18 protein-coding genes, 1 tRNA gene and 1 pseudogene are annotated in these 23143 nt (G+C 39.8%); 9 read left to right on the plus strand and 11 right to left on the minus strand.

What is annotated here, in order from left to right; all coding sequences use genetic code 11:
* Positions 1 to 42 precede the first annotated feature (42 nt).
* From G7B18_RS18360 to G7B18_RS18375, 4 genes are all read right to left on the minus strand, one after another.
* Complete coding sequence (locus G7B18_RS18360) at positions 43 to 1701, minus strand: amidohydrolase (protein ID WP_164112960.1); 1659 nt, start codon at positions 1699 to 1701, stop codon at positions 43 to 45.
* Between the two features lie 232 nt (positions 1702 to 1933).
* Complete coding sequence (locus G7B18_RS18365) at positions 1934 to 2488, minus strand: NifU family protein (RefSeq protein WP_164112961.1); 555 nt, start codon at positions 2486 to 2488, stop codon at positions 1934 to 1936.
* Between the two features lie 96 nt (positions 2489 to 2584).
* Positions 2585 to 3934, minus strand: coding sequence for an adenylosuccinate lyase (purB, locus tag G7B18_RS18370; RefSeq protein WP_164123703.1), 1350 nt, complete (start codon positions 3932 to 3934; stop codon positions 2585 to 2587).
* 179 nt (positions 3935 to 4113) lie between these two features.
* The gene (locus G7B18_RS18375; RefSeq protein WP_164112963.1) at positions 4114 to 4335 is read right to left on the minus strand and encodes a hypothetical protein; all 222 of its coding nucleotides are present in this window, start codon (positions 4333 to 4335) and stop codon (positions 4114 to 4116) included.
* A gap of 237 nt (positions 4336 to 4572) precedes the next feature.
* On the opposite strand from G7B18_RS18375, the gene G7B18_RS18380 reads away from it, so the two are divergent.
* The gene (locus G7B18_RS18380; RefSeq protein WP_164112964.1) at positions 4573 to 5922 is read left to right on the plus strand and encodes an acyl-CoA dehydrogenase family protein; all 1350 of its coding nucleotides are present in this window, start codon (positions 4573 to 4575) and stop codon (positions 5920 to 5922) included.
* A gap of 51 nt (positions 5923 to 5973) precedes the next feature.
* On the opposite strand, the gene yidC is transcribed toward G7B18_RS18380, so the two are convergent.
* The 5 genes from yidC to rplS form a co-directional block, all read right to left on the minus strand.
* Positions 5974 to 7776, minus strand: a complete 1803-nt coding sequence (gene yidC / locus G7B18_RS18385; RefSeq protein WP_164112965.1) for a membrane protein insertase YidC — start codon at positions 7774 to 7776, stop codon at positions 5974 to 5976.
* A 64-nt stretch (positions 7777 to 7840) separates the two neighbouring features.
* Positions 7841 to 9457: a CTP synthase gene (locus tag G7B18_RS18390; protein WP_164112966.1), complete on the minus strand. Its 1617-nt coding sequence runs from the start codon at positions 9455 to 9457 to the stop codon at positions 7841 to 7843.
* Between the two features lie 199 nt (positions 9458 to 9656).
* Entirely contained in the window at positions 9657 to 10733 is a 1077-nt protein-coding gene (locus tag G7B18_RS18395; RefSeq protein WP_164123705.1) for a family 10 glycosylhydrolase, read from the minus strand.
* A gap of 98 nt (positions 10734 to 10831) precedes the next feature.
* Positions 10832 to 11938 (minus strand): carbohydrate-binding family 9-like protein, encoded by a 1107-nt coding sequence (locus G7B18_RS18400; protein WP_164123707.1) that lies wholly within the window; start codon positions 11936 to 11938, stop codon positions 10832 to 10834.
* Positions 11939 to 12084: 146 nt separating this feature from the next.
* Complete coding sequence (rplS, locus tag G7B18_RS18405; RefSeq protein WP_164112969.1) at positions 12085 to 12438, minus strand: 50S ribosomal protein L19; 354 nt, start codon at positions 12436 to 12438, stop codon at positions 12085 to 12087.
* Positions 12439 to 12747: 309 nt separating this feature from the next.
* Here rplS and G7B18_RS18410 point away from each other — a divergent pair.
* From G7B18_RS18410 to G7B18_RS18435, 6 genes are all read left to right on the plus strand, one after another.
* A tRNA-Pro gene (locus G7B18_RS18410) sits at positions 12748 to 12821 on the plus strand.
* Positions 12822 to 13583: 762 nt separating this feature from the next.
* The gene (locus G7B18_RS18415) at positions 13584 to 15518 is read left to right on the plus strand and encodes an amidohydrolase (RefSeq protein WP_164123709.1); all 1935 of its coding nucleotides are present in this window, start codon (positions 13584 to 13586) and stop codon (positions 15516 to 15518) included.
* Between the two features lie 153 nt (positions 15519 to 15671).
* Positions 15672 to 16787 (plus strand): DUF1214 domain-containing protein, encoded by a 1116-nt coding sequence (locus G7B18_RS18420; protein ID WP_164123711.1) that lies wholly within the window; start codon positions 15672 to 15674, stop codon positions 16785 to 16787.
* Between the two features lie 31 nt (positions 16788 to 16818).
* The gene (locus G7B18_RS18425) at positions 16819 to 17607 is read left to right on the plus strand and encodes a hypothetical protein (protein WP_164112972.1); all 789 of its coding nucleotides are present in this window, start codon (positions 16819 to 16821) and stop codon (positions 17605 to 17607) included.
* A 96-nt stretch (positions 17608 to 17703) separates the two neighbouring features.
* The gene (locus G7B18_RS18430) at positions 17704 to 19392 is read left to right on the plus strand and encodes an amidohydrolase (RefSeq protein WP_205601728.1); all 1689 of its coding nucleotides are present in this window, start codon (positions 17704 to 17706) and stop codon (positions 19390 to 19392) included.
* Between the two features lie 188 nt (positions 19393 to 19580).
* Complete coding sequence (locus G7B18_RS18435) at positions 19581 to 20462, plus strand: alpha/beta fold hydrolase (RefSeq protein ID WP_164112974.1); 882 nt, start codon at positions 19581 to 19583, stop codon at positions 20460 to 20462.
* A gap of 217 nt (positions 20463 to 20679) precedes the next feature.
* Here G7B18_RS18435 and G7B18_RS18440 read toward each other — a convergent pair whose 3' ends face one another.
* Together G7B18_RS18440 and G7B18_RS18445 are read right to left on the minus strand one after the other, a co-directional pair.
* Positions 20680 to 21048, minus strand: coding sequence for an ArsC/Spx/MgsR family protein (locus tag G7B18_RS18440; RefSeq protein WP_164112975.1), 369 nt, complete (start codon positions 21046 to 21048; stop codon positions 20680 to 20682).
* 6 nt (positions 21049 to 21054) lie between these two features.
* Positions 21055 to 21513 carry an Lrp/AsnC family transcriptional regulator gene (locus tag G7B18_RS18445; protein ID WP_164112976.1) on the minus strand — a complete coding sequence of 153 codons (459 nt, stop codon included), beginning with the start codon at positions 21511 to 21513 and terminating at the stop codon, positions 21055 to 21057.
* A 202-nt stretch (positions 21514 to 21715) separates the two neighbouring features.
* On the opposite strand from G7B18_RS18445, the gene G7B18_RS18450 reads away from it, so the two are divergent.
* Entirely contained in the window at positions 21716 to 22792 is a 1077-nt protein-coding gene (locus G7B18_RS18450; RefSeq protein ID WP_205600285.1) for a PLP-dependent cysteine synthase family protein, read from the plus strand.
* Positions 22793 to 22917: 125 nt separating this feature from the next.
* Positions 22918 to 23143, plus strand: a pseudogene (locus G7B18_RS18455) (hypothetical protein); the annotation flags it as partial.

Consider the following 23143-nt stretch of genomic DNA (forward strand, 5'->3'; position numbering starts at 1 on the left):
AGTTAATAAAAAGAACACAAAAAAATGGGGATAACCGTATAGTTATCTCCATTTTTTTGTGTTAGATATATTGGTAAATACAGTCTCTCCTGCGATAACAGTGCGTAAAGTCTTTACCTCTCTTAGCTCTTGTTCTGGGATTGCCATAATGTCTTTTTCAAGGATCACAAAGTCAGCATCCTTACCTTTCTCTATGGAGCCTCTCTTTTTTTCCTGAAAACAAGAATAAGCCGCCCATATAGTCATACCCCGTAGTGCTTCTTCCCGTGATAAAGCATTTTTCATTTGAAATCCACCCGTAGGAAAACCAGTCTTATCTACACGAGCTACAGCCGCGTGAAATCCATAAAGCGGGTTGAAGTGTTCTATTGGAAAGTCAGAACCTATTGCCACCTTTCCATATTGTTTTAAAAGATCCCGATAGGCATAGGCTCCTTTGATCCGTTCATCACCCAATCTTTGGGTAGCCCAGTACATATCCGAGGTCGCATGCGTGGGTTGGATAGATGGTATAATCTTAAACTTATTAAATTTGATGAAATCTTCAGCGGCGATGATCTGTGCATGTTCAATACGCCATCTTCGTGTTTTGTTATCCGTAAGGTATTTGCCATATACATCTAGAATAAACCGGTTGGCCGAGTCGCCGATAGCATGGGTGCTGACTTGATAATTGCTGTTTGCTAGCTTTTTGATCGCATCGTCGAATTCCTGAGGTGGATGCAACAGAAATCCCTTAGTCGCCGCATCCTGATAATTTTCCAGTAGACATGCCCCCCTGGATCCTAAAGCCCCATCTGCCAATAGCTTTATCGATTTTATTGTTAGCCTCTCACTGTCAAAGGTGTCTTCTTTGATATAGTGGTCGACCTGAGCGGGCTCTGCAAGAACCATTGCATAATCTCTAATTTTAAGCAAGTTTTTTGAATAAAAGGTCTTTAAGAAATCGATTTGTTCATCCGTAAGGCCGGCATCGACAATACTTGTCAATCCAACAGAGACAAGAGAGTCTTGTGCCTGTTGGAGAAATTTTAGTGTATTGGCTTCATCGTGTTTCGGCAGGTATTTACTGACTAAGGTCATCGCATTATCGATCAGCAATCCGTCAGGTTTGCCGTTTATGGCTTTGGAAATAAGCCCTCCTTGCACCTCATAGACGGAGTCTACACGAGCGATCCGTAATGCCGCCGAATTAACTAGGGCGGCGTGATAATCAACACGTAAGAGATAAATCGGGATGTCTGGAAAATATTTGTCCAAGCTGTCCTTTGTTGGGAAGGCCTTGTTTGTCCAGAGGTTTTGATCCCATCCTCCTCCTATGATCCACTTTTTGTCGGGATGGGTATACCTGTACTTCTTTAATCTATCGATCACCTCATCCATAGATTTGGCGCCATTAAGGTCAACTTCCTGAAATAGATTCGCAAGATCGAAATAGTGGGCATGTGCATCGTAAAAACCCGGGTAGACAGGCGATTGATTGGCGTCTATTGTTTCTTTTGCCTTGTAACGTCGTAGGATATCTTTTGATGAACCTATATCTATAAAAATGCCATTTTTTACGGCAACAGCTTCTTGTATACTGAACGTCGAGTCTACGCTATATATCTTGGCATTATAGACAATAAGATCTACTTCTGTATTACTGGTACAACGTGTCAATAAAAGGGCCGTTAAGAGAATAAAAAAGGTGTATTTCATATGTCGGATAGTTTGATTTTCAACTGTCATATGGAATATCCAAACTAAACTCATTTATGATTGTACAGCCTGTGCTACATGGATATTTCATAACTGGTTATTTTTAAGTACTTTCTCTTAAAAATAGTCTTTTTTTGTGATAATTAAAATTGATTACCGGTAAAGGCGTTTAAAAGCAAAGAGCTCAATGTTTGTGTCATTGAGCTCTTTAGTATCTTGTATTGGATGTAGATTATAATGCTTCCGCAACAACTTCCTGTACTTCTGGTACCATACGTTTAAGAAGTCCTTCTATTCCGGCTTTCAGGGTGATCGTCGATGAAGGACAACCACTACAAGAACCTCTTAACTCGACGGTGACAATACCTTCCTGAAAAGATTTGTAAGCGATAGCACCTCCGTCTTGTTCTACAGCAGGACGGACATAGTCATGAAGGACCTGTTGGATTTTTATTTCCGTTTCAGTTCCCTCAAATGACGTGTTTTCGTCACTGATAACTTCCTGTACCTTAAGTTCAGATTCTACAGCACCTTTAACAAAGTCCTTCAAAAGAGCTTCGATATCTTCCCATTCTGCATCTTCTGATTTTGTGATCGTCACAAAATTACTAGCGAAAAAAACACCATTTACAAAGTTGAATTTGAATAACTCTCTAGCAAATGGAGATTCCTGAGCTTTTTCTCTATCCGGATAATCTACACTCCCATTGATAAGTAATTTGTTGACCAAAAACTTCATGGTTGCTGGATTCGGGGTACTTTCAGTATATACGTTTATTGTAGCCATTGTTTCTATTTTATTGCGTCAAAGATAGTGTATAACTGCTTGATACGCGTCATTATTTCGTAAAACCTAAACAGCTTTATAGTACACTATACCCAATTATAAGGAGACTCCTGTATAATTGGATGGGCTTATATTCTTAATTTCTTGCTTAACTTCTTCGGACACATTAAGACTGTCGACAAATGCGGCAATAGTATCTTGTGATACCTGTGTGTTTGTTCGAGTAAGGTCTTTTAAAGCCTCATAAGGCTTCGGATATCCTTCGCGACGCAAGATGGTTTGAATTGCCTCGGCTACTACAGCCCAGTTATTTTCTAAATCTTTCTGAAGAGCAGCCTCGTTTAAGATTAGTTTACCCAAACCTCTTAAGGTAGATTTGATTGCTATTAAGGTATGGGCCATCGGAACGCCGATATTGCGAAGTACAGTAGAATCTGTGAGGTCACGTTGCAATCTGGAGATCGGCAATTTTGCTGCTAGATGCTCGAACAATGCATTCGCAAGGCCAAGGTTTCCCTCTGCGTTTTCAAAATCTATTGGATTGACTTTATGGGGCATGGCCGAAGAGCCGATCTGCCCTGCTGTGATCTTTTGTTTGAAATAATCCATCGATATATAGGTCCAGATATCACGGCATAGGTCAATAAGAATGTTGTTGATACGCTTTAAAGCATCACAACTGGCGGCAAAGTTGTCGTAATGTTCGATTTGAGTCGTTGTTTGCGAACGGTCTAAACCAAGCTGGTCGTTTACAAAGCTGTTTCCAAAGGCAACCCAGTCATGTGTTGGATATGCTACAACATGTGCATTAAAATTACCCGTTGCTCCACCGAATTTGGCAGAATGAGGTACTGATTTTAAGTTGTTGATCTGCTTTTCTATTCTTTCTATGAAAACTTTAATCTCCTTACCTAAGCGCGTTGGCGAAGCCGGTTGTCCATGTGTGCGGGCTAGCATTGGGATGTCTTTCCATTGTTCAGCAAGACTACGTAATTCACGGACTACATTTTCAATACCCGGTAGATAGACCTGATTCAAGGCCTCTTTCCAGGAGTAGGGGATAGCCGTATTATTGATATCTTGCGATGTTAATCCAAAGTGGATGAATTCTAATGAGTCATGTAGACCTAATTTTTCAAACTCATTTTTTAAAAAATATTCTACTGCTTTGACGTCGTGATTTGTTACTTTTTCGGTGTCTTTGATCCATTGGGCATCTTCAAGGGTAAACTCTTCATAAATTTTACGAAGCTTTTCGTTAAGAGATCCGTCGAAGTGTGCCAATTGGGGAATTCCCGATTGGGTAAGGGCAATAAAATACTCTACTTCAACCAATACGCGGTATTTGATTAATGCAAATTCGGAAAAATAATTCGAAAGTTCCTGGGTGCTATTGTGGTACCGTCCGTCAATAGGACTGACGGCTGTTAGTGCTGATAATATCATTGTATGTGAAAATTAAAAAAGTCAACTATATTTCAAAGATGATCCCTCAGTTGTTGGATCTTATAAAACTGGTGCAAAAATACAAAAAGAAGAAGTTTTTTTAGAATTATAGCTTAATAAAAAAGCCTGTGTCATTAAGAACACAGGCTTTTGTAGGAGTATTTTAACTCTTTTTCGGATTATTGAGCGTTTTTAGTAGAATCGATAACTTGTGCAGTTGAATCGATTGCTTTGTTAGCTGAATCAGCAACATTGTTGATTGAATCAGTAAGAGCGCCAGCTGTTGAATCAACGATTCCTTTTAAAGAATCAGCATTTTCTTCAGTTTTAGAAGCGTTGTTACCACATGAAGCTACTGTTAAAGCTAATGCTAAAAATCCGAATGCGAATAAATTTTTCATCTTTTTAATTTTCTATTTAATTGAAACAAATATTGTTTTTATATCCTTTAATACCGGTATCCTAAAAAGGTAACCCAAAAAATAAAAATTTTTTATTTTAATATTAACATTCTGATTTACAGGAGTTAAAAATCTTTAAATTTTTATTTCGGATGCAAATATAGTATTGTTTTGTTGAAATGCAACAATAAAAAACTATTTTAATTTAAAAATGTTGTTATTCTAGAAATAGAGCTTATGCTAGGAAAGATTAAAAATATACTTAAACTCATAAAAACGATTGATTTTGAGCAGATTGAAAAGATCTCAAGGAAAGTGGATCTGTCGGAGGTAATGAATGCCGTTTCGAAAATGGATGAAAAGCAACTTCAGATGGCGATGAAACTGTTGACCGGAAGTAAGAAAAAGAAAGAACCCCCACCTATCGATGCCGATTTTTATGATATATCGGAAAAGCTATCTCTTAAGGATCGTGCCCTTCAGTTACGAATTCGTTCCTTCTTGGAAGCAGAAATAAAGCCTATAGTAAACAAATATTGGCTGCATGATGAGTTCCCGTTCGAAATAATACCCAAGTTAGCCGAGCTAAATGTGTGTGGGTACGTATACCAAGGATATGGATGTGCAGGAGGTACTTCGCTGATGGATGGTGTCATTGCCAGTGAATTTGGTCGTATCGATCCTTCTATAGCAACTTTTTTAGGCGTTCAAAGTGGGCTGGCTATGGGATCGATATATATGTGCGGATCGGACGCGCAAAAGGAGGAATGGTTGCCGAAAATGCAGCAACTAAAAATTATTGGTGCATTTGGCCTTACAGAGCCAGAAGTAGGTTCAGGAACTGCTGGCGGGTTGACAACAACCTGTAGACGTACTGCTAACGGTTGGGTATTGAACGGACAAAAGAAATGGATCGGCAATTCGACGTTCTCTGATATCACCATTATCTGGGCTAAAGATGTAGAAGATAATCAGGTAAAAGGATTTATTGTAAGAAAGGATAATCCCGGCTTTTCTGTTGAAAAAATAAAAGGGAAGATGGCCTTGCGGATTGTACAAAATGGACTGATTACTATGACCGAATGCCTTGTTCAAGAGGCAGACAGGCTTCCGCATGCACAATCTTTTAGGGATACCGCAAAAGTGTTGCAGATGACCCGTGCGGGGGTCGCATGGATGGCTGTCGGTTGTGCTCGAGGAGCCTATGAGAATGCACTGGCCTACACCCTTGAAAGGGAACAATTTGGTAGACCTATTGCATCTTTTCAATTGATTCAAAATCATCTGGTAGAGATGTTGTCCAATTTAACGGCTATGCAGACCTTGGTTTTTCGTCTTTCGGAGCTTCAGGACGAAGGAAAGCTGAAAGATGAACACGCTTCCTTGGCAAAGGTGTTCTGTACGCTGCGTACGCGTGATATTGTGTCTCGAGCTAGAGAAGTAATGGGAGGTAATGGGATTCTTTTAGAATATAATGTTGCCCGCTTTCTGGCGGATGCGGAAGCTATTTATTCTTATGAAGGTACAAAGGAGATTAACTCTTTAATTGTCGGGCGAAGTATTACCGGGCATAGTGCTTTCGTGTAAAAAGTGGGATAAATAAAAGAAAGGCATCTAATTTAGATGCCTTTCTTTTATTTATTTTTTCTTAGCTTGTTGAGCGGCCTGTTGTTGCCTCATCATTTCCTCCATTTTTGTCTGAAAAGATGATTTTTTAGCTACTTTAGGGTTTTTCTGATTCTCTTCTAGCTTCGCTAATATCTTGTCATCATCGATAGACTGACGAATGATGAATTGCGTTAAGAAGGTGAAAACAGCTCCTAAGAAATAGTAGTAGTTTAATCCTGAAGGGAAGCTATTCAACATAAAGAAGAATAATAACGGCATGATATAGCCTATATACTTCATTTGTGCGCCCATTCCGGAAGTTGCTCCCGAAGTCGCATTGTTATACCAAGTTGTCAGTAGTGTTACCGCTGTCATCAAAACACACATTAATGAAATGTGATTGATTCCGAAAATAGGGTTAAAGGTGATGAATGTATCGTACGTAGATAAATCTTTCATCCACAGAAAACTTTGTCCTCTCAATTCGAATAGATTCGGGAAGAAGAAGAAGAAAGCGAGGGTAAAAGGCATCTGTAATAGCATCGGTAGACAGCCTCCTAATGGATTAACACCAGCCTGCTTATACAGTTTCATTTGCTCCTGCTGCAATAGCATAGGGTTATCCTCTCCAACTTTTTCTTTAATCTGGTCCAATTGTGGTTTCAAAACACGCATCTTAGCCATAGAAAGATAAGACTTACGTGTTAATGGGAACATGGCTCCTTTTAAAAGTAAGGTTAAGATTAAGATCACGATACCATAGCTCATATGGTAGCCATCTAAGAAATCAAACAACGGCACAGTAATGAATCTATTGATCCAGCCCATAGGTCCCCAACCCATATTGATAATCTTCTCGTAGTTGTTGCCTTCTGCTTTTAACGTTTTATATTGGTTAGGCCCGAAAAAGAAGCTGAATTCAAAATGATTGTTAGACTGTGTATTAAAAGCTAACTCAGCTGTTGTTTTATAATTTTTAACAATATTTTCTTGATCTGAAAAAGTAACCTTAAGATTGGTGTTCTCAAAAGCTTGCTTTGAGGAAAGGATTGAAGAAAAGAAGTGTTGTTTGAATGCAACCCATTCCACTTTTGTTTTCTCTACTTTTTCTTCTTCATCACTTGTTTCTGATAGATGATCTATAGTACCTTCTGTATCCTTGAAAAAGATCGTGGATTTTTCACGTTCAGATTTAATGTTTTGCTCTTTTTGAAGTAGATTGGTCTCCCAATCCAAAAGAATTGTTTTTTGTTTGACATCAATTAAGTTCTGGATACCGACAGCATTTACCTGTAAAGCTAAGTTGTATCCATTTTGTAATGAATAGTTATATTCCAGGTATTGGTTGTCATTATATTTTAAACGGAATGATGCCGTATTTGGAGAAGCTGCTTTAGGAGCAAAGTACAGGTCATTTGTGTTGATGTTTTGACCACTTGCATTAAAAAGAAAACCAAAATTATTATTATCGCCTTCGAGAAGATTAAGTGGGGTGCCATCGAAATTCTTTTCGCCTTTCAGTTGTACGGATTTTACTTTACCACCTTTAGAAGATAATTGAACGATTAATTGTTCATTTTCTAAAGTGATTAGTTGCTCTTGTCCGATTTTAGCTGTCCCAAAAGGTTTACTTAACGCTGCTGAATCAAGTAGCTCGTTTGTTTTAGAAAAAGCTAAAGTGTCGGTCGGCACTATGCCATTTTCGGCATTTTTTCGGGAATCCTGTAATTTTTGCTCGTTTTTGAGTTCTTGTTCTGTAGGTTTTAAAAAATAAAATGAACCTGCAAAAATTGCAAAAATCAGCACTAGTCCTATAATGTTATTTCTATCCATCTATTATAAATTATTCCATTTCTATTTTTCTCTTTCTTACTTTTGTCAACCGGGATGAAGAAGATTACTTCGTAACCACTTTCTTGTTTGCTAAAGAAGCGGCTACAAAACTAACAAAAAGTGGGTGAGGATTTGCAACAGTTGACTTTAATTCTGGATGAAATTGTCCTGCAACAAAGAAAGGGTGATCTTTAAGTTCAACTATTTCTACCAATCCTGTTTCTGGGTTGAAGCCAGAAGCAATCATTCCGGCCTTTTCGTAGTCTTTTAGATAAGCATTGTTGAATTCATAGCGGTGGCGGTGACGTTCTGAAATCTTTGTCTTACCGTAGATGGCAAAAGCTTTTGTGCCCTTTTTGATATCACAGTCGTATGCTCCCAAACGCATAGTTCCTCCCATGTTTGTAATGTTCTTTTGTTCTTCCATTAAATTAATGACAGGGTGTGGTGTGTTCTCGTCCATTTCGAAGCTGTTCGCTCCTGTTAACCCCAACACATTACGGCCAAATTCGATTACGGCACATTGCATACCTAAGCAGATGCCGAAGAAAGGAATTTTATTCTCCCTAACATATTTAATAGTGGTTAGTTTTCCTTCTAATCCACGTTCACCAAATCCTGGAGCTACCAATACACCATCCAGACCTTTTAATTTGTCTACCACATTTTCAGGAGAAACGCTTTCTGCGGCTATGTACTTTACTTTTACCTTCGTTTCATTTGCAGATCCGGCATGGATAAATCCTTCTACAATTGATTTATAAGCATCAGGGAGTTCAACATATTTACCTACTAACCCAATATTGACCTCTGTAGTCGGGTTTTTAAGACGGCCAAGGAACGCTTTCCAGTTGTCCAAATTGGGTTCATTCTTAGTTGAAAGCTTTAGCTTAGTCAATACCGTTTTGTCCAATTGTTCTTTAAGCATTAATAGAGGGACATCATAAATAGTGGATGCATCGATCGATTCCACGACAGCATTGATGTTTACATTGCAAAATAGAGCCAGTTTTTTACGGATTTCTGGAGTTAGTTTATGTTCTGTGCGGCATACTAAAATATCTGGTTGTACACCATATTCTAATAAGGTCTTTACAGAATGTTGGGTAGGTTTAGTTTTTAATTCGCCAGCCGCCGCAAGATAAGGTACCAATGTTAAGTGGATGACCAGAGAATCATTATTACCTAATTCCCAACGAAGTTGACGCACAGCCTCTATAAATGGCAGAGACTCGATATCACCAACTGTGCCTCCTAATTCTGTAATGATAATGTCGTATTCGCCATTTTGGCCTAAAAGCTGCATACGACGTTTTATCTCATCTGTAATATGGGGGATTACCTGGACGGTCTTTCCAAGGTAAGCACCCTCTCTTTCTTTTTCTATAACGTGCTTGTAGATACGACCTGTAGTAACATTGTTTGCTTGGGACGTAGGGACATTTAAAAAACGTTCGTAGTGACCTAAATCCAAGTCTGTTTCAGCACCATCTTCTGTAACATAGCACTCACCATGTTCATAGGGATTAAGCGTTCCTGGATCGATGTTGATGTAAGGGTCGAACTTTTGAATGGTTACTTTAAAGCCACGTGCTTGTAAAAGTTTAGCAAGGGAAGCTGCAATAATACCTTTCCCTAACGACGAGGTTACGCCGCCCGTAACAAAGATGTATTTAGTCATAGCAATTAATGGAATTTTCTACGAAAGATGAATGAATTGTGTCTCCAAACATCTGCCTTATGTACGGGGTACAAAGATACTATATTTTTCGGAATTGGTGTTATTAAAAAAATAATCTTAAAATTTATTAATGCTATATGTTCTAACAATGGACCGTGTATTGGGACAAAGCCAATACACAGGGGTATAAAGAAGTGTCTTAACGAATAGATTGTAACAAAGCTATCGTTTGAGCATCAAAGTCCGTCTCGCCAAAAAGAGAGATGCCTGCCGCCCCGTTTTCTTTAGCTAGAAGGATGCCTTGTTTGAGTTCGTTTAAGTTTTTAAAATCAGGTAGATATAGGCCTGCATAAAGGGGAAACTTGCCATGTAGCCCTTCTACGCCTTCAGCGACCGCTGTACCGATCCAGTGTATAGGCTCTTTGTAGAAGCCATGGTAGATCATCGGGAATACACCGGATAAGTTCCAGTTTGTCCAGTCTTGTCTTACAATGCGACGAGCTAGATCCGGTGTGGGGAATACCGCTGCCGTAACCGGCTTCTTATAGTCTTTAGCTGCTTCACAAATTCTGTTTACAACTTTGTTGATTTGCCTGTATCGGAATGACCTCCAAGAAAGGCTCTGTTCGGGACGTTCGACTTTATCGATATCTATACCCGTTTCTTTCAGGAAAGCCTCTTTGCTGAATTTGCTATAACAGAAATCATAATCTGCTAGTTCAGTATATTGATCTAGATTGTAGTTGTCCCAGAGGTTGACCGGAAGTACCACATCCGGATAACGGATGTAGTCAAGGTGTAGCCCATCTACATCTTCTTGCTCGAGCTGTTCTCTAGCCTTCTCTTCGAGGTATTTTGGTACATCAGGATGAGATGGGCACAAAAAGCGGTAGTAATCTACGTATGGAGGGTTAGTGGCACAGGATTTACCAGATCTACTAACGGCATAGTATTCCGGATGAGCATTTAGTAGTTCTCTTTCACCTCTATTCATGGTCCACATCCAGCGATGCGTTTCTAGGCCATATTGCTTTGCCAATTGAAAATGTTTGGGAATATAGCTTTCGAAAAAAATCCCTCGCACACCAGCATCTTTGTAACTTTGATATCTTTTTTTTAATACGGATTCCGATTCCGAGGCATTAGGGCGTGCCCATAACCAGAAGTCAAATAACAATGGTACCGAAGGCCGCTGTGCCAGTAGCTGCTGCGGTGTCAGGTGTAGTGAAGCCAATCCCAAACTGGCGGCTTTAATGAAATTTCTTCTGCTATTCATGTGTAAATAATTATTTCATGAGCTCGCAAGCTCGGTTTGTTTTTTAAAGGCCGTATGGAATATCCAATGTGTTTTTATCTGTTTTTTTGTAGGTTTTGCTACAGGGATGTTTCATGAGATATGTTATAATTGCCAAAGTTGTCGATGGTAACTTTGAGGTGATTGATTGTATCGGTTAACTCTATTTTGTAAAGTGTTTTACTTTTATTGATGGTTAAAGCATGTTTAATCCCTGCCATCTTGTTTTTCAGAACACTGTCGAAGCCCGGTAACAACTCTAATTTATCACTATATTTTGCTTGGGTACGTTCGGCATATAATTGTTGAAGATAATAAAAGTCCCAGGCGATCTGTTCGATTCGATGTGATTTTGGAAGTTCATTGGTTTCTATATCGTCTGTAAACTGAATGTATCCCCATTTTTCCGGGTAATGCATATTGATTATTCCTATAGGAGTCCACACCCAGTTATCTTCTGTTAGTCGTTTTCTGTTTTCTACTTTTCGTTTGTATTGTCCATTTTCAATCGAGTGCTGCCATTGTACCCTTGAAAAGTTAATGTGCCAAAAATCATTAACCTTTGGCGTAGAGGCCCTGCCGAACGAGCTTATGGAGGCAAAAGGTATAGCCATCTCGACACTCCAGTATTGGTCTATGTCATTAGGGGTGTTCAATGTGCCCTCGATATGTACGGCAGATTTTAGGTTTTTGACGTCCCAATGCATAATAGCTTCGCCCCCTAGTCGGTAGGGTTTGGCCATCATGAGGTCCATGATAGTGTTTAGGGCATTAACTTCAATCTCATAGTATAACGACTGATGTTGGCTCGGTTTTAAGAATACCTCAAAGTCATTATCATGGTAGATAATAGCATCATGCTCTGTTAAGGTGCTCCATATGTGTGGTTCCTCTAATTGTGCGTATAAATATAGGTACGTGTCGTCCCACAGCATTTTTACTTTGGTGTTGAATCTTGGTTTAGGTTTAACATTCCCTTCAATATCGATAAAGTCATCTGACCAAAGAGCGTCTTTCCAGGTAGCTTCATCAGCTATGCCATCAATGAGTATAGGTTCTTTTGTTTTTTTTGCTGCATATATCTTCGGAGGAGATTGCATGTTTAAGATTTGCGCAAGATTTTGCTGGCCATAGGTGTATGCTCCGATGGTTAAAAAAGTGATGAGTGTGTAAAAAGGTTTTAGCATAATCAATATGAATATACATAATAAACCTGTTTTAAAAATTAAAATATAAAATTAATTTAATCGAACGTTGGAGGGGGCATCAAATAAAAAAAGGATGCAAACATTGTTTGCATCCTTTTTTTATTTGACTATCCCGTAAATCTAAACTATTTAGCGATACGCTTAGATTTGATACGAGCAGCTTTACCAGTAAGTCCACGTAAGTAGAATAACTTAGCGCGACGAACTTTACCGTGGCTGTTTATTTCAATTTTATCAATGTTCGGAGAGTTTGCAGGGAAAATACGTTCTACCCCAATACCGTTAGAGATTTTACGAACGGTAAAAGTAGCGTTAACACCTACGCTGTTTAATTGAATGACTACACCTTGGTACACCTGAACACGCTCTTTGTTTCCTTCGCGAATTTTATAATGCACGCTGATGGTATCTCCTGCCTTGAAAGCGGGAATCTCATTCTTTACGACCGCTTGTTCTTCTACAAATTTTACTAAATCCATGATTTTGAGTAATTATAAACGATTTATATCCTGTAAAAATCGGAATGCAATATTACAGCTTTTTTATTTAATTTAAAAATCTTTTTTTTAAAACTTCTGCCACTATTTCTAGAAGCGAGTGCAAAGGTATAAAAAAAAAATAAAGTAGACGATAAAGCGCTTTGATTATTTTCCACATCTGCGCATATGTTGTTTGTAAAAATATCTTGCATCAAATCAGTGTGTTAGTTTGTTCTTGAAAAAAAGTCCTTGTTTTAATTGTAAAACGATGTATATTTGCATCACTGAAAACAAAAGGTGATACCTTTTCGGGGTGTAGCGTAGCCCGGTATCGCGCCACATTTGGGATGTGGAGGTCGTAGGTTCGAATCCTGCCACCCCGACAGAAAATAAAAGCTCGACGAAAGTCGAGCTTTTATTTTTTTGGGTGTGTCAGATTCGAACAGGGGTTCGATCCGAAGGAGACTCAGGGGTGCGCTGGGGGTCATTGGTACTGAGGCAATCCTGCCACCCCTACAGAAAAGAGTTCTAACGAGAGTTAGGACTCTTTTTTAGTTTATAGGGGAAAGCGGGATGAGGACCCTGGTTCGATCCGAAGCAGCTTTAGGGGCAGCTAATTTTGCGACATGCCATAATTAGTAAATAAAATAATAACAAAGCCATGGTAGCGGGATGATTATCAGGTTTTTTTGCGTTTTAAGTATACGGGAATACATGCTTCAGTATTCTTTTTTCGATCGAAATAGACCCTGACTAAACAAAAAGGACTAGCACGGATTTGTTTGTTAGGAGTCTTTTGTTAGGAGTCTATAAATGATAGTCAGGTAGAATTCCTTAAGCCAAATGTAGTTGTTTCGAAGTGTGATATTGCCAAATGCAGGTTTAAAGTTGTTACATAAGAAGCGGAGTAGTGGAATGACATTGGACAAAAACGTTGATCTATGTAAGAGAAAAAGCCTGACATTAACAATGAATATGAAATTGGAAGAAAGGGTTTTTGAAAGTGAAAAAACATTCTTATTTTTAAGTGTCAAAGTATTGAAATACAATTGATTTAATTCCCCGGTTGCTGCATGTGATCCTATGGTTAATAAAGTATGATAGATTGAAAAAAGCAATTGATATTCACAATAATGATTGAAATCATGAAATCAAAACTAACATTTCTGCCCATTTTAGTAGGGCTCATTTTCATTTCTCACAATGCCTGGAGCCAGGGTTTTACTCTTCAAGAAGTTATTAAGGAGACCGCTCCTTTGCAACAGGTAAGAATTTACACTGCCAAAGAAATCATTACGTTGAATCCCGAAAAACCCTACGCAAATGCTGTTGCTGTTGTAGGAGACAGGGTGCTTGCCGTAGGGTCGCTCGATGAGTTAAAAGGTGCTGTAGGAGACCAAAAGTATACCGTCGACAATACTTTTAGTGATAAAGTGATTGTTCCCGGTTTTATTGCGCAACACGACCATCCGCTGTTAAGTAGCTTGGCCATGATCTCTGAAATTATAGCCATTGAAGATTGGGTATTGCCCAATAAAACGTCCCCCGCTGCCAATAACCAGAAAGAGTATCGCCAACGTTTGCTGGAGGCCAACAATAGCTTAAGAACAAAAAAAGAGGAGTTACTCTTTACCTGGGGCTATCATCCATCTTTTCACGGTTCGCTAACCCGGGCAGATCTGGATAAGGTAAGTGCAACGCGCCCCATTATTGTATGGCATCGCTCTTGTCATGAATTTACGTTGAATTCTGTTGCCCTGAAACTGCTGGGCATAGATCAAGTTTTTATAAATAAATTTTCGGAATCGGCGAAAAAACAGTCCAATTTTGCGGAAGGGCATTTTTGGGAACAAGGCATGTTTGGCATCATCTCCAAAATAATACCCTATATAGCTACCCCCGAACAACTTCAGAAAGGATTGGAGCTTACCCAGCAATTCTATCATTCAAGTGGAGTTACTTTAGCCTGTGAGCCCGGCGGATTGTACTCTAGGCAATTGCAGGAATCAGAAAATGCCGTTCTATCCAAATCATCCAGCCCTTTCCGGTTCTATTTTATCCCCGATGGGAAATCTATTTACTCGCTTTACCCCGATAATGCGATCAGTGAAACAGAAAAAACGCTCGATTGGTGCCATGGCATGACAACCATGCTCCCCAAAAAGGTGAAGTTATTTGCAGATGGTGCAATCTATTCATTGGCGATGAAGCTACGTGACCCTTATATCAACGGTAACTTCAAAGGCGAATGGATTATGGATCCCGATCTCTTTGCAAAGGCTTTCAAACTATATTGGGACGCCGGCTATCAGATTCATGTACATGTAAATGGCGATGCCGGCCTAGATATGCTGCTGAATAATTTGGAAGCCAATATGCGAAGAAAACCGCGCTATGACCACCGTATGGTTGTTATACATTTTGCTGTATCGGAGAAAGATCAGGTAGACCGGATTAAACGTTTAGGAGCTATTGTTAGCGCAAATCCCTACTATATTACCGCATTGGCCGACATGTATAGTATTAATGGACTGGGGCCTGAAAGAGCAGACAATATGGTGCGTATGGCAGATGTCGAAAAGGCGCATATTCCTTTCTCTTACCACTCTGATATGCCCATGGCACCTGGACAACCCCTGTTTCTGATGGATTGTGGTGTTAACCGGACAACAAAATCAGGCCGTGTTGCCGGTGCCGATCAACGCGTGAGTCGCCAAGGAGCGTTGCGAGCCGTTACCATCGAAGCTGCCTATTCACTGGGGCTGGAGAAAGAAGTAGGTAGCATTGAAAGTGGTAAACTGGCCAATTTCACCATTTTGGGGGATAACCCGGTTACCTGTAAAGCTTCCGAAATTAAGAACATCGCTGTCTGGGGGACGATTCATGAGGGGCGTATGCTGCCGCTTGGAAAGTCTACGAATTTAACTGGAAGAACAGGCCCGATTCTAAACAAGAATTCGTATGCTGCAATGGACGAAATGGACGAAGAACACGACCACGACCACGACCATGTCGGAGCGAGTTGTGTGTGTACACTAAGCCGTCTTTTCTCCAGTGCATTGGCGAATCAACTGAAATGATCCTCGAACGTGCATGCCATGAATAGGTGTTGACTCAATAACGAACCGAAGGTCTTGCTTCAGATAGAGCATTGTTTAAACAAAGTCTCGGATAATCTGACAGAAGGCACTTTTTTTATAAGTAGATATAATACCAACTAAAAGATATTTGAGATGAAAATTAGATTATGCATTTTAACACTCTTGATTCTATTGAGTTCCGCTGTATACAGCCAGGAGCGTAAGAATCAGAAAGAGATGATTGACCCAACGATCAATACGTTTTGTAAACCGGTCAATGAGCGAGGTGAAAAACTGTTTGAAGAGATAACGCTTCCCAATGGCAAACAGAAGGTAACCATTGACAATTTTGTGCGTGCTGAAACAGACAACTATTTTAAAATCAGAACAGAGGATGGTTGTTTTGGCAAGTTATGCCACAACAGTGGCCCGGCAGATGTGAATCATCAGTCCATCATTCGTACCAATCGGGATACGAGGTATTCCTACGGGATTTTTGACCTAACCTCCCCGGTGACGATTACAATGCCCGATACCAAAGGACGCTTTCAGTCCATGATGGTTATCAACGAAGACTCTTACATTCGAGTATTTTATGAACCTGGTTCCTATACCTTTACAAAAGAGAATGTAGGCACCCGGTTCATTCATATTACCATCCGGACGCTGGCAGATCCCAATAGTGCAGAAGACAATAAAATTGTAACTGCAATTCAAAAATCTATTGGTGTCCAACAAGCAAATGTCGGTAAATTGGAAATCCCCGATTGGGATCCGGAGAGTTTGACCAAGACCCGTAATTTACTCTTAGCATTGGCCAAAGATCTACCCAACAGCAAAGCGGCTTTTGGTACCGAGTGGGAAGTAACTCAGGTGCGCCAGCTTTTAGGTACGGCCGGTGGTTATGGCGGCAATCCGGAAAAAGATGCTATTTATTTCAATTTCAATCCACCCAATGCTGATGGTGTAACTCCTTATACACTCACGCTGAAGGATGTGCCTGTTGATGCATTTTGGTCAGTTTCACTGTACAATGAAAAAGGGTATTATGAGGTGAATAAATACAACAGCTATAATTTCAACTCTATTACATCCAAGAAGAACGCAGACGGCAGTGTAACCATCCATTTTGGAGGCGATCCTAAAAACCCCAACTTTTTATACATTACGAAAGGGTGGAACTATATGATACGCCTCTATAGACCTCGTCGGGAAGTTTTGGATGGAACTTGGAAATGCCCTGAACTGGTAGAAGTGAAAAAGAAATAAGGTGCATTTAAATAATTAAATCATATACGAAATGAAAATAAATTATTTTTTTGTTTTCCTGTTGATGGCTTTTTCAACAAAACTATCCGCACAGGACGATGCTGCAGAGTTAGCCAAGAAACTCTCCAACCCGGTTGGGGCATTGATCAGTGTTCCCCTGCAGAATAACTTGGAGCATGGTATAGGTGTACACAAAGGAAGTCGTTATACCCTCAATGTTCAGCCGGTGATCCCCTTCGTGATCACTGAAAATCTTAACTTGATAACAAGAACCATCATACCGGTTGTGTCGCAGTATAATGTTACTGGCGCTTCCACAGCAGAATCGGGACTGTCCGACATTGTAGCAAGTGCTTTTTTATCGCCCCGAAATGCAAAAGGCCTTATTTGGGGAGCCGGACCGGTGTTTTTGATTCCCAGTGGTAGCCATGAATATCTGACAGGTAAAAAAATCGGTGTAGGGCCAACGGCTATCTTACTCAAACAAGCGAACGGATGGACTTACGGAACATTGATCAACCAGATCTGGAGTGTGGCAGGTTCGTCATCCCGTAACGATATCAGTAGGATGTACATGAATCCTTTTATTAGTCATAACTGGAAAAGTGGGGCGGGTATGAATCTAAATGTCGATTGGACTCAGGACTGGAAAGACAATACCGGAAATGTATCACTCACAACGATGTTCACGGGAGTCACCTCTTTTGGTAATCAAAGAGTGAGTTTAGGCGTTGGCCCTCGCTTTAATCTATATGCACCTGAGGCTGTTAAATCACGGTTTGGAATACGTGCCAATCTTGTATTCATTTTCCCCAAATAAATGGAGGATACGCCAAACGAAATATTATGTAAAAAGGATAAAAAATTAAAATGAAGTATTATGAAAAGAAAGGATTTGTTATTAGCTGTGCTCTTTTTGACGAGTCTCATCGGCTGCCAACAGAAAGCGAGTAAAGAAACCGCTGCCGATGCCATTTATACGAATGGCGATATTATCACCATGGAGGGAGATAGTGCGAACTATGCTGAAGCAGTTGCACTCAAAGAGGGAAAAATTGTGTTTGTTGGCTCTAAGACGGAAGCTGAGAAGTTGAAAGGCGACAGTACAAAATTAATTGATCTACAAGGTAAAACTCTGCTGCCGGCATTTTTAGATGGTCATGGGCATTTCTATAATGTTGGCTTTGCAGCTTCTTGTGCCAATATATTGCCTCCCCCAGATGGCGCCGGTAAGGATTTCGCATCCATCATTGCTGAACTGAACCGGTATAAAGATACAGAAGATGGCAAGTTGATGATCCAGAAGTTCGGATGGATCATCGGAAATGGGTATGATGATTCACAATTAACCGAGAAAGATCACCCCAAGGCAACCGATCTGGATAAGGTCAGCACCGATGTTCCGGTTGTTATTATTCACCAGTCGGGCCATTTATCGGCAATCAACACCAAAGCGATGAATCTGCTAGGGTATACCAAAAATACGAAAGATCCCAAAGGTGGAACATTTAGAAGGGATGCCTCTGGTACACCCAACGGGGTACTCGAAGAGAATGCTGCCTTTGCCGTTTTATTTACTATTTTGGCAAAAACTGATGCAGAAATGTCGGATAAATTCATACAACGAGGACAGGAAGAATATGCCAAAAAAGGGTATTTAACAGCCCAAGACGGGCGGACAACCGTGGAGCAAATGGCAGCCTTAAAGTCGGCCGCCGACAGAGGGCTGTTTTACCTTGATGTAGTCTCCTATCCGGACATAGCCCTGGGCACAGAATGTATGAACGATGGCTACTATAACCACGAGCATGTATATAAAAACAAGTACCGGATTGGGGGGGTAAAATTGACACTCGATGGTTCTCCTCAAGGCAAAACAGCTTGGTTGACACAATGCTACCATGTTAATCCTGTCGGTCAGAAAGGTTGTTACAAAGGTTATCCGGTAATGAATGATGCAAAAGCCGATGAATACGTTGAAATGGCTTTTAAAAATAAATGGCAGATACTTTGTCACACCAACGGTGATGCAGCTATTGATCAATATTTAAGAGCGGTAGCAGGTGCCGAGGCAAAATATGCTTACGACGACCACCGTACGGTGATTATCCATGCCCAGACTTTGAGAAAAGATCAAATCCCAACACTGGTTAAGTTAAAAATACTGCCTTCTCTTTTCCCGATGCATACCTATTACTGGGGCGATTGGCATGCCGAATCGGTTTTGGGTGAACCAAGAGCCGACTATATTTCGCCTTGTAGAGACGTGATAGATGCCGGGCTCACAATCACTTCACATCACGATGCGCCGGTGACCTTTCCTAATTCGATGCGTGTGATGGATGCTACTGTAAACCGGGTTACCCGCAGTGGCAAAATACTAGGTGCCGATCAGCGCATTACCCCTTACGAAGCGCTCGAATCGTTAACTAGCTGGGCTGCATATCAGTATTTTGAAGAAAAATCAAAAGGTACGCTCACCGTTGGAAAGTTAGGCGATTTAGTTGTTTTGGATAAAAATCCGTTGAAAATTGATCCGTTGAAGATTCATACTATTCAAGTTTTGGAGTCCATAAAAGAGGGGAAAACAGTTTATAAAAAATAATAGGGAATATCTTGTGTTAAGATTTATCGTTCAATATATCAAGTTAATGAAATTAGATAACTCTTCCTGATTCTATTAACTTGTTAATATTCATAATATATTCGAGTATTTTTAAAATGCAAGATCTCTTTTTAAATTCTATTTGAGATGAAGAAGCATCAAACAATTTGTGACTAAATATCAACATTATGAAAAAAGGATTCATTGCTTCATTGTTGCTCATTTTTATAGCCTCTCTCACCTTTGCGCAGCATATAAAACCTAAGAGACAACTTATTAAAAACGGAAATGATCAAATAGAAGTTTTTGTTTATGGTCAGGGTGATGTAAGTTTAATTTTGGCAGCTGGAAATGGACGTCCTGCAGCACAATTAGAGGAATTGGCTACGGCTATCGCAGCAAATGGTATTCAGGTAATTACTTATAACTACCGCACTTTAGGCGCAAGTACCGGAGTTATTGAAAATATTACGCTGCATGATTACGCAAACGACTTAATGGCTATTGTAACTAATTTAAAGCTAACCAATGTCTATTTGGGCGGAAAAACCTATGGAAATCGGGTTGTTAGAACTTTCTCTCAAGATTATCCCGATATAGTGAAAGGGATCATATTGATTGGTGCAGGTGGCGAAGTTAGTCCCTCGAAAGAGACAATCGAATTATACCAGCGATACATGGATCCCAACATAAGCAAAGAAGAGTGGATGAGGTTACAAGGGGTGCTGATGTATGCTCCTGGGAATGAATATTTGGCAAAAATAGATGCTGAACAAGGTGAATTTCCTATTTTGGCCGGCGAGCAAGCGAAGGCTAGTGATAGAACCCCCAAAGCCGAATGGTCGATGGGAGGGGTTGCGCCAATGTTGATTCTTACTTGTTTGGAAGATAGGGTTGCGTTGCCCGAAAGTGCTTTAAGTATTGCTAAAAAAAGACCAAAAACCTGGCTCATTGGCTTGCCGAATTGTGGGCATAATATGCTGAATGAGCGTGGTGATGATATCAAAGAATTGGTTGTGAATTTTCTCAAGAAGACGCCTTCTGAGGAGGTGAGGGCAGCAAAACCATGAAAAAGTAAGGGTTAGATATTGTTTTTGGTAATGTGGTAAAACCTGTTTTGCCACATTACCTTTTTTAATAATCTTTCTATAATCTAAGTTATGCCGTTGTCTTATTTTACCGGTTTTAGTTGTATCTAATTGTAAGGACTAACTTAAAACCACCTAAAAAAATCTATTAATAAAGTTTGTAAATACGATGTGATTATTGGTGTCCTTTTTTGCTTTTTCAAGGTGTTTTTTCGAGGAAATTAATCAATTTTTCGATAGGTCGACCAATTATTGCTTGATTGCCTCTGATGATAATGGGGCGTTCAATAAGTATGGGGTGTTGTAACATGATTTCAATCCATTGTTCATCTGTTCTTACCAAGCCTTTGTAGCGTTCCTGAAATAGTGATTCTTTTGTGCGTATGAGTTCAATGGGTTTTAATTGGAGCAGGGTCAATATGTTCTTCAATCCTGGCTTATCTAACGTCCCGTCCAGATAAGACAGGATTCTCGTCTCTATACCACTTTTGTCCAGAAGTGTTAATGCGGCGCAGCTTTTGCTGCACATTTCATTATGGTATATCTTGATAGTCGTTTTTGATTTCATGTGTTGCTAGAAAGAGTAAGCCGTTTCACTCTTGGTTTCTGAGAGCACGAAGTAGGTTTGTACGGTGCTGACATGAGGTAGTACCGCTAGTTTATGTCTTAAAAATAAGTGGTAAGCATCCATATCCTTGGTGGCTATGCGTAACATAAAGTCGTATGAGCCAGCCATTTGGTAGCACTCCATGACTTCCGGGAATTTGGCTACTTCTCGTTCGAACTCATTAAGCACTTCATAAGTGTGTGCTTTTAAAAATACCTGCGAGAAAGAAATTAGCCCAATTCCAATTTTGTGTCGGTCTAGTATAGCGACAGTTTTTCGTATATAACCTGCTGCTTTAAGTTTTTTTACTCTTTCATGTATGGCGGCTATAGATTTATGTAGCTTTAGCGATAATTCCTTGTTGCTAAAGGTTGCATCCTCTTGAAGTAACTTAAGGAGTTTCATATCTGTTTGATCTAATTCCATAACGTATTTTTTTTGGTGACGCTGCAAAATTACTATTTTAATCTGTATTTTTTATTGGTTTTGTTTTCGTATTCGATAAAAATTATCGATTGTATTGTGTTGTGTTGAATATTATTTTGTTTTGTTGGAATTTTGTACTGTTTGGTAGAAAGACCATATTATATTCGAAAAATATCTAAAAATATAATTTATTAAATAAATAATGATAGAGGAAACTACTTTCAGTAAATGTTTATCACCAGAATTGGAAAGTCGCTTTAAACATTTGTGGTGTTTAGTTGGGAATACACCGATGCTAGAATTGCAATATGTGTATAAAGGTAAGCCGGGTAAAATCTATGTGAAGTGTGAGAATTATAATCTTACTGGAAGTATCAAAGATCGTATGGCGTTATATATCTTATACAAGGCCTATACGAATGGTGATATCAAATCGAACGATATGATTGTAGAGGCTACCAGTGGTAACACGGGAATTGCCTTTTCTGCTATTGGTAAGGCTTTGGGACATGACGTAAAAATCATTATGCCAAATTGGTTGAGCAAGGAGCGTATCGATATTATAAAAAGTATGGGTGCGGAGATTCAATTGATTACTAAGGAAGAAGGTGGTTTTCTTGGAAGTATTCGTCTTAGCGAAGAGCTTGCTGCTCAAGGTGGAGTGTTCCTGCCTAGACAGTTTGAGAATGAATACAACGCCGAAGCACATGAACTTACCACCGGTAAAGAAATTGCATTACAGTTAGCTTCTAAAGGATTGGTAGCGGATGCCTTTGTCGCTGGTGTAGGTACAGGAGGTACAGTTATGGGGGTTGGCAAACAATTGAAAAACTATAATCCAGCTGTTAAAATTCATCCTTTAGAACCGCAGGAAAGCCCTACTTTGACTACTGGTTATAAGGTTGGAGCGCACCGTATCCAAGGGATTTCAGACGAATTTATACCTGCTATTGTTAAATTAGATGAGTTGGATACTGTTGTTTGTGCCTCGGACGGTGATTCAATCATTATGGCTCAAAAATTGGCAGGCCAACTTGGATTGGCTGTTGGTATTTCTTCGGGCGCAAATGTCATCGGTGCAATTAAGTTGAAAGAAGAATTGGGAGATGATGCGGTTGTGGTTACACTTTTGTGTGATGATAATAAAAAATATTTAAGTACAGACCTTGTTAAGGAACAGCCTGTTAAAGAAGGGTATATCTCTACGGATTTGAATTTTTCGGGATTCCAGCCTATTGCGCGTTTAGAGAAACCTTTGTTCGGATCGAACATTATATAAGAATTTGTTTCAACCTAAATTTATTTAGGTGTTGTTTGTGTTTGTGTGGTAAGCCGGGATTTTCGGATCCCGGTGGTCCTCACTTAAATTGGTTTAATAAAAACTAATCTCTTTAAGCTAAAATTATGAAAGCATTATTATATGTTTTTTCCATACTGTTATTGCTGTTTTCAGGTGTAGCTATCGGTCAAGAGGCGGATAGTCTCACTGATGTCTCGGGTCTCACATTTACCGACGGTAGTGTGTCGGATAGTTCCCAAGGGAGCGAAGTCCCTGATGACCTGGTATTCTCTGATGGACAGGACACGGGCAGTACACAGCTGGATAGTACCGCTGTACAAGATGAAGCAA

Origin of the sequence: Sphingobacterium sp. xlx-130 (genome assembly GCF_011007405.1) — a bacterium.
Taxonomy (GTDB): Bacteria; Bacteroidota; Bacteroidia; order Sphingobacteriales; family Sphingobacteriaceae; genus Sphingobacterium; species Sphingobacterium luzhongxinii.